This window comes from Novosphingobium sp. ST904, assembly GCF_001298105.1.
In the GTDB taxonomy this organism is placed as follows: domain Bacteria; phylum Pseudomonadota; class Alphaproteobacteria; order Sphingomonadales; family Sphingomonadaceae; genus Novosphingobium.
This window is the reverse complement of the sequence record NZ_LGJH01000073.1, coordinates 1-7,865: the sequence shown is the minus strand read 5'-3', so window position 1 is coordinate 7,865 and position 7,865 is coordinate 1. Positions and strand designations below refer to the sequence as shown.

The following is a 7,865-nucleotide window of genomic DNA, read 5'->3' as shown; positions in this document are numbered from 1 at the left end:
ATGGCGCTGCTCATCGAGGCCGGACAGATGACAGCATCCGACTACGTGCCAACAAACCCCGATTTACTGCTTGCATCCGAAGGGGCGTCCACAGATGACATTTTCAACTCAGGCGCTCGGTCCCTTCGCCTCCTCAGCCCTGTTCCCTATCACTCGAACCACGGGCATGGATCGCGCATGGGGTAGGCAGAACAGGACCGACAGTTTCATCGGGCCTGAGATGTTCTACTTTGGTCCCGGGGCGATGGTCGCGGAATGTGGCGGCCAGGGTACGCAGGGCCTCACGCGATTTCATGTCGGTCAGCGTGGAGAACATCACGATCTCGGTGGACGGCAGCGGCGGCAGGCCGAAGCGTTGACTGACTTCCATCGTTCCCGGCGGTGCCAGCCGGCAGGAGAAGGCGGAAATGGCAAGTCCGGCAGAGACTGCTGCCGTCACCATCGCCGAGGTTCCGCCTAGAAACACTTCCGTCCACGATATGCAGGCCGCGGAGCCATGCCCGGCGGCCCGAAAATGTCATTGAACCCGCCGGCCAACTTTGTCCCTGATGGGGGCGATACATGGGGCGGGGGCTTCGCTGCCCGGCAGCTGTCAAACTTGCTGATGGCCGGGTCGGACATGAGCTGACATTTCAAGCACCGAATCGGGCATCGTATGTTAATCGGAAGCTACCTGATCGGACCGTCCGCACCTAAGTAAGCAAAAGCATGGTCAGAATGTCGTAAATGGGTCGGTTCGGACAAGATAGATCGTCAGATCGAGCGCGATTTTTGAGGTTGGCTTCGTAGTAAAAATTCGAGAGGTTGCAAAGTTTGGCCGCATTTATCCTATATAGTCTTCGAGAAATTCAAGAGCGAGTAGGACTTTGTCTGCGGACGAGTTACGGGGGCAATATGCGAATGCCCCCATCCTCGTCAAATTGTTGAGCGAACCGGCCGGACGATTAGCGTATTAACATCCACATCCGCCGGCTGCTCCACTGCATAGGCGATGGCGCGCGCGATCGCGTCCGGCGTAAGCGCGATGGAGCGGAAATCGACCATTGCCTGCGCCGCGACCGGATCGGTGATCGTGTGGGCCAGTTCAGATTCCACGACGCCCGGTGCGATAATGGTGACGCGAATGTCGTCATGCTCCATGCGCAGCGCCTCCGAGATGGCGCGCACTGCGTATTTTGTCGCGCTGTAGACGCCGCAGGTCGGCCACACGGCATAGCCGCCGATCGAAGAAATGTTGACGAACTGGCCGCTGCCCTGGCCCTTGAAGCGAGGGAGGGCGGCGGCTATGCCGTGCAGGACGCCTCGGATGTTGACGTCGATCATCCGGTCCCATTCGTCAACTTTAAGGCTGTCGAAGCGCGACAGCGGCATCAGGCCCGCATTGTTGACCAATACATCAACGCGGCCATATTCGGCCTCTGCCGCGGCGATGAACGCCTCGAAATCGCCGCGGTCGGTGACGTCGAGCGACCCGAAGGCGATCGTGCCTCCAGCTGCGTTCAGTTCCTCCGCCAGCGCGGCGAGCCGGTCGGTGCGGCGAGCGCCCAGCATTAGCTTCGCGCCGCGCGCCGCTAGCAGCCGCGCCTGCCTTCGCCGATGCCGCTGCTGGCGCCGGTAATCGCGATGACCTTGTCCTCGATAGTCATGATAGTCACTCCTGTTCAGACGGACCGAACCATCGATCCAATGCCCGTTAGATGGCGCTATCTGGTCGGAAGGAGGTAGAACGGTCATCCGGGATGATTGCACGATATTCCAGATTTCTAGCGTCGGGCTGGATCGGTCGCTATCGACTGTGTAGGCGGATCATACCGAAGGCTCTGGGAGAAGCGCTGATGGCGCATCAAGAACTGGCTCAACAGATTGCCCGATACGCCGAGTGCGAAGGCATCATCGACACGCCCATCGCTCGGCTCACGCTGGTGCGCTCGGATCAGGGTGGCGAGCCGGTGCATATGGTGCAGCGTCCGGCGCTGTGCATCATCGCGCAGGGCGGCAAGCGCGTGCTGCTGGGCGATGCGGTGATCGACTATGGCCCTGCCAGCTACCTCGTCGCCTCACTTGACCTGCCCATCACAGGCGCTGTGACACGCGCGAGCGCGGACGCGCCTTATCTCTGCTTTTGCCTCTATCTCGACCCCGCCCTGTTGTCGGAGATCGCGCTAACCCTGCCGCCCCTGCCGGCGGGCACGGAGGAGAGCGGCGGGATGACGCTACACCCGATGACACCTGAACTGATTGACGCGGCGACGCGGTTGACGGCGCTGCTCGGCGATCCGGCGAACGCGCCGCTGCTCGCGCCGCTCATCGAGCGAGAATTGCTGGTGCGGATGATGACCGGGCCGGGCGCAGGCGTCCTGCGCGCGATAGCGAGCGGCGAAAGCCGCACCAGCCAGCTGGCTAAAGCGATCGCCTGGCTTAAGGCCCATTTCCGCGAACCATTTAGCGGACCGCACCTTGCCGCCCTTGCCGGCATGAGCATGTCGAGCTTCCATGATCATTTTCGCCGCGCCACCGCCATGACTCCGCTGCAATATCAAAAGCAGCTGCGGTTGCAGGAAGCGCGGGCGCTGATGCTAGCCGACCGGCTTGATGCGGCAGAGGCGGGCTTCCGTGTTGGCTATGACAGTCCTTCCCAGTTTAGCCGAGAGTATCGTCGCCTCTTCGGCGCCCCGCCTGTCCGCGACTTGAGGCGGTTAAGGGCAACGCCGCAGATGGCTATGGCGATTTGAGGGGGCGAGGCGTAGTTCGGTCCGATGCGGGGCGACGATAATTGCCCAGCTGCGATCCGCTTCGTTACAGGGAGCAATGGCGCGCTTGGAGAGCGCCAAAGACTGGATCGACAAACACTCGCTGATCATCGTCGCTTGCAAAATAGGGTCCGCTCCCCGAGCATTGCGAACCGTCCGCATCTCGGGTCCCCCTTGGCGCGACAAATTGGGTGCGGCATCGAGACAGACGAGACATGTTTGGGATCATGCGCTAGAGAACAAAGCTTCTCTGCCCTAACAGCAAGCGGCCCTTGCCGATGGCGCTATTGCACAACTCCGAGCGACAGCCGCGAGATATAGCTGACGTTCTGCACTTTGGAGTTTCGAAATGAAAGCCGAGTGTCTGCGTGGGGTCGACGGCGGGAGGCAGCAAAATGCCAACTCTAGCCTTTCAAAGATGCAACAGCCTCGCTTGTAAGCCGCCGTTCGAAATCTAAATCGATGCGTCGCGCGGTGCCTGTCATTTGCAACCGATCTGCCAATCCTCAAGATTGCCGATCATCCGTCTCGCGCAAGTCTTAGGCTGATCTACCGCGTGGCGTAACGGTGGATCCGTGCGCGGCGAAGGATCTTGTCCTCCAACGAATAATAGAGCCAGATTGCGTCACCAGTCACAATGCATGACGCCGCAAAGGCAATGTCGGTGGCGTCCCGGCTCTTGGCGGGCGGCGGCATGAGGATCGGTTCAAGGCCTCGCCCGGTCACGCAGCTGAAATCGGGTGCGAAGCTGATCCAGCCGATGCGCCAACGCGCGTCCACCGTCGCCCCGTTGTAAAACATGACCGGATCATAGCCTGGCTGCTGGACGATTGGTCCGGTCGACAGATGCCAATTGTCCCAGCTGTCCTCCCGGATCGTGAATGGATCATCGATCACCGTCCACGGACCTTCGGCCGTCGCCCCCTCCGCCATGCCGATCCGCGAGGCATTGCCCCTGGCATATTCGTAGAAGAGTCGGAACCGCCCGTCCGATCCCTGCGCCAGCGTCGCTTCCTTGATGTTGCCTTCGCCGTCGGGCGCCTTGAGCATGACCCGTTGTTCGCGCAGGCTGGTTAGGTCGCGCCCTTTCGCCACCAGCAGAGCGCCCTGTGACCGGGCGGCATCGACGCCAGTGTAGAAGACAAGATAGGCGCTATCCTCACCAAGCACGACGGTCGGATCCTCGCATCCGCCGGCATCGTCGGGATTAGGGCCAGGCAGGATCGCCGGTGCCTCACTCATCCGGAAAACGAGACCATCATCTGATTCCCCGCCCCAGATAACTCCGGTCGGATCGTCCGGCCTCAAAGGATTGGGAACGACGCGGACGAGCAAGCGATAGGTCTCACCCTCCATCCACACATAGGGGCTCATCAAATCATGATGTGCCAATCGCCCGTCGGGCCCGGCGATATCGAGCGTGACGGTCTGCAATTCCTCGACAACATAGGCGGCCATTCCCGTTAGGCTCCTTGCGCAACGGTCAGCGACAGCGCGCCGTCGATCGTAACCGTGGTGCCGGTGATATAGTCTGCGGCGGATGAGAGCAGGAACAGGATCAGATCGGCCACCTCGTCCGGCGTTCCTGCGCGGCCCCAAGGTATTGCCATTTCCTTGCGCCGCAGTTCGTCGGGATGATCGAGCGCGCTCTGGTTCATCGGGGTCAGGATCATGCCAGGCGCGATCCCGTTGACCGCCACACGCTTCGGCGCGAGTTCCAGCGCGAGGGTCGCTGTAAGCTGCGCGAGACCTCCCTTGGCGGCGTCATAGTCGACCCCACCTGCACGTGGCGCGCGTTCGTGAATCGAGGATATGTTGACGATCCGGCCGCCTCGGTTCGCACCATCCAGCGCGCGCACCATGCGCCGACATGTCAGGAACGGACCGTAGAGATCGGCGCGCATCAGGCGATCGAACTGGACCAACTCCATATCGCGCAGCATCACGCCCGTCATATTCAGCCCGGCCGAATTGACGAGAAGGTCGACCGTGCCGAAGCGCTCTTCTGCCAGATCGAAGAGTGCCTCGACGCTCTGCTCATCGCCGACATCGGTCCGTACAGCCACGGCCCTCCCACCGCTGTCGGTGATTTCGGCGACGACTGCATTCGCTCGGCCCTCATCTGCGAAATAGGTCAGCGCGACAGGGAGGTCCGCTTTACCCAGTTTGATCGCGGCGGAGCGCCCGATTCCCGATTCCCCACCCGTCACGATCGCGACCGATGTCTGGCCGAAGGATAATGTGTGATGCGCCATGCGCTGATAACACCCGAAGGTGTCGTAGGTGCCGTTGCTCAATCACCTTAGATTGTCTGGGCATAACATATTCAGGGGCATGGCTACTTTGGGGCCGCTTTGCGCCCTTTGTCAGTCGCTCAGTGCCCTAAGGCAAGCTCCCGAAACCGGCCGTGCCGGAAAACACCCGATTGTCGGGAGGACTTAGTGTGGTTCAACCTTCGATTGATTCAGGCGATACGCCCCGCTCAGTCGTTGCGGATCAAGCACTTCAATATATGCTAACGTCATGACGTTACTTATAAAAACATCTCAAAATCCCTCCGACGCTGAATACGAAGCGATTTTCAGGCCCCTACACACTCACAACATAATGCGTGCGGGTGATCCGTGTATTCGGCCCATCGCCGTGTTGCTAACCAATGAGATGGGTGACAATGTAGGAGGGCTTTGGGGCCAGTGCGCCTATGACTGGCTCATTATAGAAATGCTTGCCATTCCGCTAGAATATCGTGGCAAGAACTATGGCAAAGCCCTTGTGGAACAAGCTGAAAATATCGCTCGATCCAATGATTGCATCGGGGTCTGGCTCGACACATTCGAATTTCAGGCTAGCGGATTTTATGAAAAGCTGGGCTTTGAGGTATTCGCCATAATCGACGATCATCCCATCGGCCAAAAGCGGCTTTTTCTTCGTAAGAAGCTTTGATCTCAATCTTCCAGAAAAAATATGATGGAGGCCGACGGCAGTTTACGGCAGGGATTTCCAGCCTGAGGCGTCGGAAATTGCCTGATTGTCGTGTAGCGAGACTGCATTAATGCCCGCTTATGCAAGAAGGAACTTGCAAAGGCTCGTATGTACCGATCATCATCATACGATGAAGTCCGCTGTACGGAAAGCCCCGTCGGATTGAAGATATGTCGGAAACCCCGTTCAGAGATGTTTTCCGTAATGCCCGATCGGCAGCCATCTCACTCGCGCCTTTCCGAACGCGACATTCCGCTATCGGCCCGTCGAAGGCATCCAAAATGGGCAAGCTGCCAGTCCGCACCTGGTAGCGCAAAATCGAGAGCCGAGCGACCGACAAGGGTTGACGGCAGAAGTGGTTGCTACGTGCCGATTCCAGGCAGCCATCCCGCTCTTTGCGTCGCGACGAATGGACGGCTCAGGCCCACGCTGTATGCGAGCTACGACACCGGTCCCTTCCGTGCCTTACGAGAAGCCCTTCGCTTCGGTCGTAGATCAATCGGCGCCAACGAAAAGACCAGGCTAACAAGGTGATTCTTGCCTTCCTCCTTCGGTTGGCTCGTCAATTCACTCAAGCGTTCGAGCAGAGTGTTGACCTCGGTCAGGTCGCTATCGCTGAGCCAGCCCTTGTTGCGCGAAGCCCATAATTCTCGTTTAGGACCGGAAACTACCGCATTCACTCTACCCAGCGCATCCTGGAAATCGCGTTCAGCTATTTGCATCAATCCATGAGCGAAATTTCTCAGTTCGGCAGCATTACCATTAGGACGCAGATCGTAGGCCAGCCGAATTGGACCGCCACCGTGGCTTGCCAATCGGTATCGCCGATCGCCGCTATCGTCCGCCGGCACTTCGCAGATCAGCCCAGCCGCTGCGAGCGCACGCAAGTGATAATACAAGCCATCTGCCGGACGCCCCAGCTCTTCCGCTAACGTAGCAACGCTCGCCTCGCCCCCGATGGCAGCCAAAGTGTCCATCAGTTCCTGGCGCATTGGCGAACTCAGCAGTCGGATCATCGCCGGATCGGTGAGCGCCCCCGGATCGAATTGATGACTCATCCGCATGGACTCCTGTTGAAATACAACTCATATATTTCAACGAATCGCTCGATGGAAGCCCGTGATCCGTACGAGGCTGCAAATGAGGAAAGCCGATCATGAATTGTTCAATGGTCCTTGCTGCGATCGTGGTTTCGGTATGCATTTTGCCTAACACCGGCTTGGCGGCTGCTCCTCAATCATTTGAGCCCGCTGCTCTGCAGGCAGATCTGCGCTTCGCCATCGACACAATCGAACGGCAACATCCGCAACTTGAACGCTCTACGACCCGAGAGCGCCTGGAAGCCGCCGCAGCGTCAATACGCGGGCAGCTGTCTCGTGCCATGACGCAGGGGGAGGCGTGGGCGGCCATGGCCCAACTTAACCCGCTGCTCGCGGACGGCCACTTGTTCATCGGCTTGCCGAATTGGCGAGAACAGAGCGCGGCGGAAGTACGTCGAGGAACCGGATTTTTCCCTTTCGAAGTCGAACTCGACGAGCAGGGCTATCCGGTCATTACGGCAAAACTGGGCGGCGAGATGACGCCGTTCGCCGGGCGTAGGATCGTGAGAATAAGTGGTCGTGATGCCCAGGACGTAACGTACGCTTTGCTGGCTCGTATGCATGGAGATACGCCGGCATTTCGGGCAGCCTTGCTAGCGCAGCGCTGGTGGCTTGGATTTGCCAAACTCTATGGCACTCCGGCAGTCTATGATCTTCAATTCGCAGGCTCTCCGATGTCGCATCGGGTCTCGGCGGGGCATGTGCTTCCGGCGATTTTGCAGCAAGAGGCTAATTTTGATCGCCTTTACTCCTGCCGCATCAACGCGGACCACACAGCGGCGCTGAAGGTTGCCTCATTCGCTTGGAGCGACAAGGCACAATATTTCAAATTTACGCATGACTGTTTCGCGCAGATGAAGGCGGCTTCTACGCAGCGTCTGGTAATCGATGTCAGCGCCAATGGCGGCGGCGATGACGACATGTGGAAAGAAGGGTACGCATCCGCTAGCTGACGCGGAGCTGCAGGAAGTCAGGCAGCGATTTCCTGTGTGAGCTGCTGCTGAGCGGTCTTCCAGTGCCAAGGGAGGAGTTC

The 7,865-nt window shown here is 59.1% G+C and carries 7 protein-coding genes and 1 pseudogene; 3 read left to right on the top strand and 5 right to left on the bottom strand.

Annotation, left to right across the window (positions count from 1 at the left end; genetic code table 11):
- Positions 1–133: 133 nt before the first annotated feature.
- Positions 134–442, bottom strand: coding sequence for a hypothetical protein (locus tag ADT71_RS01030; protein ID WP_054434312.1), 309 nt, complete (start codon positions 440–442; stop codon positions 134–136).
- 473 nt (positions 443–915) lie between these two features.
- Positions 916–1,646, bottom strand: a pseudogene (locus ADT71_RS01025) (SDR family oxidoreductase).
- A gap of 189 nt (positions 1,647–1,835) precedes the next feature.
- On the opposite strand from ADT71_RS01025, the gene ADT71_RS01020 reads away from it, so the two are divergent.
- Positions 1,836–2,732 (top strand): AraC family transcriptional regulator, encoded by an 897-nt coding sequence (locus ADT71_RS01020; RefSeq protein WP_054434311.1) that lies wholly within the window; start codon positions 1,836–1,838, stop codon positions 2,730–2,732.
- Positions 2,733–3,299: 567 nt separating this feature from the next.
- Here the strand turns inward: ADT71_RS01020 and ADT71_RS01015 are convergent.
- The gene (locus tag ADT71_RS01015) at positions 3,300–4,208 is read right to left on the bottom strand and encodes a glycosidase (protein WP_054434309.1); all 909 of its coding nucleotides are present in this window, start codon (positions 4,206–4,208) and stop codon (positions 3,300–3,302) included.
- 5 nt (positions 4,209–4,213) lie between these two features.
- Positions 4,214–5,005, bottom strand: coding sequence for an SDR family oxidoreductase (locus ADT71_RS01010; protein WP_054434314.1), 792 nt, complete (start codon positions 5,003–5,005; stop codon positions 4,214–4,216).
- Between the two features lie 406 nt (positions 5,006–5,411).
- On the opposite strand from ADT71_RS01010, the gene ADT71_RS01005 reads away from it, so the two are divergent.
- Positions 5,412–5,693 carry an N-acetyltransferase gene (locus tag ADT71_RS01005; RefSeq protein ID WP_231635466.1) on the top strand — a complete coding sequence of 94 codons (282 nt, stop codon included), beginning with the start codon at positions 5,412–5,414 and terminating at the stop codon, positions 5,691–5,693.
- Between the two features lie 479 nt (positions 5,694–6,172).
- Here ADT71_RS01005 and ADT71_RS29880 read toward each other — a convergent pair whose 3' ends face one another.
- Entirely contained in the window at positions 6,173–6,790 is a 618-nt protein-coding gene (locus tag ADT71_RS29880; protein WP_082370067.1) for a helix-turn-helix domain-containing protein, read from the bottom strand.
- Between the two features lie 110 nt (positions 6,791–6,900).
- Here ADT71_RS29880 and ADT71_RS00995 point away from each other — a divergent pair, with 110 nt between their 5' ends.
- Positions 6,901–7,785: a hypothetical protein gene (locus ADT71_RS00995; protein ID WP_054434303.1), complete on the top strand. Its 885-nt coding sequence runs from the start codon at positions 6,901–6,903 to the stop codon at positions 7,783–7,785.
- The last annotated feature ends 80 nt before the right edge of the window (positions 7,786–7,865 follow it).

Bases quoted from the DNA above. Each gene is read 5' to 3' on its own strand.
- ADT71_RS29880 (WP_082370067.1), bottom strand. From the start codon at position 6,790: ATGAGTCATCAATTCGATCCGGGGGCGCTCACCGATCCGGCGATGATC.
- ADT71_RS01015 (WP_054434309.1), bottom strand. From the start codon at position 4,208: ATGGCCGCCTATGTTGTCGAGGAATTGCAGACCGTCACGCTCGATATC.
- ADT71_RS01020 (WP_054434311.1), top strand. From the start codon at position 1,836: ATGGCGCATCAAGAACTGGCTCAACAGATTGCCCGATACGCCGAGTGC.
- ADT71_RS01030 (WP_054434312.1), bottom strand. From the start codon at position 442: ATGGTGACGGCAGCAGTCTCTGCCGGACTTGCCATTTCCGCCTTCTCC.
- ADT71_RS01005 (WP_231635466.1), top strand. From the start codon at position 5,412: ATGGGTGACAATGTAGGAGGGCTTTGGGGCCAGTGCGCCTATGACTGG.
- ADT71_RS00995 (WP_054434303.1), top strand. From the start codon at position 6,901: ATGGTCCTTGCTGCGATCGTGGTTTCGGTATGCATTTTGCCTAACACC.
- ADT71_RS01010 (WP_054434314.1), bottom strand. From the start codon at position 5,005: ATGGCGCATCACACATTATCCTTCGGCCAGACATCGGTCGCGATCGTG.